Below are 1,799 nucleotides of genomic sequence, written 5' to 3'. Positions count from 1 at the left end.
GCGCGTCGATGGCATAGCCCCGGCCACGATCGGCGGCGCCCAGCCCAGCAACTGCCGGGCTTTGGAAATATCCACTTGCAAATTGCCGCACAAGCGCTGCACGACGCGCATGAGGGCTGCAACTTTGAACGTGCTCACGCATCTACCGCAGCCGCTTGCGCCAGCTTGCTGACTTTGTCGACAAAGAACCGTTCGCTCCACAGCGACAGGCTCATCTGCTCTGCCGCGGGTAGAAAAGGGGCCACGTCTTGTGCAGCAAGAGGCCAGTTGATGGTCTTGATTTTTGAGGTCATGGCGTCGCCTAGCCATTCGGCGCTAACCACCGTGTTTTGGTCTTTCCACGGCCCAGCCTGGTTTAGGGCGTGGGCAAGATGTGGCAAATTGGGGCGGATCTTTTGTTTGCAGTACCAGGCAAAATCGAACCAATCCCGGCCTTTCAGGTAGGGGCGGCAGAGCAACGCGTGCAGCTTGAGGGCGTAGTTGCTGGGCAGGTCTTGCGCGCAGACTTCAAAGTCCACCGGAAAATCCAGGTAATGCCAGCTTGTGTCCGTCCCGGCTGGCGGGTTGGTGTCAATTTCGAGTTTGACCTTGAGTTTGCGTGGGTTGTTCGCATCAAAAAAAGAGAGGTCGAGCTGGCGGCCGATCGAGTTGTCCTTGAGCATGGCCTGGCGCACGGACTTGTCCATGCGGCTGCGGTCGGTCAATTCACAGCGCACGCCAAATTGCTGCAGCACATCGGTCAGCGATTCAAAGTAATGCGACCACTCGAAAGTCGGGTCGGGTTTAAGCAGGATGAAATCGAGGTCTTCGGAAAAACGCGGCAGGCCATGCAAAATACGCAGACTGGTGCCGCCCTGAAAGGCTGCAATTTCAAAGAAACCGCTACGCCAAAGCGCATAGAGGGCAATCTCCTGCAATATTTCTTTGAGTGCCTGCTCCTCTTGCACGGCATTGGTAGCCGAGTATTTTTCCAGGCGCTTGCGCAACAGGTCAATCATGCGGTTTGCTCAAATTGCAGCGCCTCAATGGCTGTTGCCATGCGCTTGTGTGGGTAAACCCGTTGCAGGGCTTGCCAGGTGGGGGGTTTAGTTTGCATCAGTAGTTCGCCATCAATGCGCATGGATTGTGTGAGTGCTTTGATACTGTCGCCCTCCAGCTTGCGCAAGCAAACTATATCCAGCAGTGCCCGCAGTGGCTGGGCCACCAGGGCCGATTGGCCATTGAGGGTGTGGCGATCTACCGCCTCCAGAAAATAACCCGGCCGAAGCGCCAGCGGGTAAAAGCGAAACAGGCCCAACGCCGGATGATCTACCTCCAGCCGCCGCCGACCAGGCACCACCGACAGCGTGACCGGCACCGACTCTGGAATCCAGCCATGAAAGCTCAATGCGGTTTCGAACGAGATATAAGAGCCGGTTTGCAGCGCCTGCGCCAGCACAAAAGGGTGCGGCAGCTTGTTTGGTGATTGCGGAGCCAGCAGATAAAGCCCGCGCCGCAACTGCAGCAACTCGCCATGCTGCAATGCACGATTGACCAGGTTGTAGCGCCGCTGCGGCGTGCCATCCAGCAGGCGCGCCAACTGCGCAAGGGACAGCACTCGCCCGGCCCAACCGGCTTGGATCAGCTTTTCTGTGAGCGTTTGCATTCATGAATGATACTTGCATTTAATGAAAGTTTCTGGCACTTCTATCCATTGGCCCGCCGCAACCACTAAAAAACAATAGCTGCTCACGCAGTGTTGACGGGGGCTACAGCCCTAAAAGACGTAAATTAATTGGAATCTGACCCCAATTAACTCA

Annotated in this window: 2 protein-coding genes; both read right to left on the bottom strand. The window is 56.5% G+C overall.

The window, feature by feature from the left end; translation table 11 throughout:
- Positions 1-134 precede the first annotated feature (134 nt).
- Positions 135-998 carry a nucleotidyl transferase AbiEii/AbiGii toxin family protein gene (locus tag B3V69_RS02595; RefSeq protein WP_296443512.1) on the bottom strand — a complete coding sequence of 288 codons (864 nt, stop codon included), beginning with the start codon at positions 996-998 and terminating at the stop codon, positions 135-137.
- Positions 995-1,645 (bottom strand): type IV toxin-antitoxin system AbiEi family antitoxin domain-containing protein, encoded by a 651-nt coding sequence (locus tag B3V69_RS02590; protein ID WP_296443510.1) that lies wholly within the window; start codon positions 1,643-1,645, stop codon positions 995-997. Before B3V69_RS02590 ends, B3V69_RS02595 begins: the two co-directional genes overlap by 4 nt.
- Positions 1,646-1,799: the final 154 nt, after the last annotated feature.

The organism is Rhodoferax sp. UBA5149, from assembly GCF_002413825.1.
Lineage (GTDB): Bacteria > Pseudomonadota > Gammaproteobacteria > Burkholderiales > Burkholderiaceae_C > Rhodoferax.
The sequence above is the reverse complement of the archived record's forward strand: the minus strand, read 5'-3'. Positions and strand labels throughout refer to the sequence as shown.

Coding starts and splice junctions, on each gene's coding strand:
- B3V69_RS02590 (WP_296443510.1), bottom strand. CDS start 1,645: ATGCAAACGCTCACAGAAAAGCTGATCCAAGCCGGTTGGGCCGGGCGA.
- B3V69_RS02595 (WP_296443512.1), bottom strand. CDS start 998: ATGATTGACCTGTTGCGCAAGCGCCTGGAAAAATACTCGGCTACCAAT.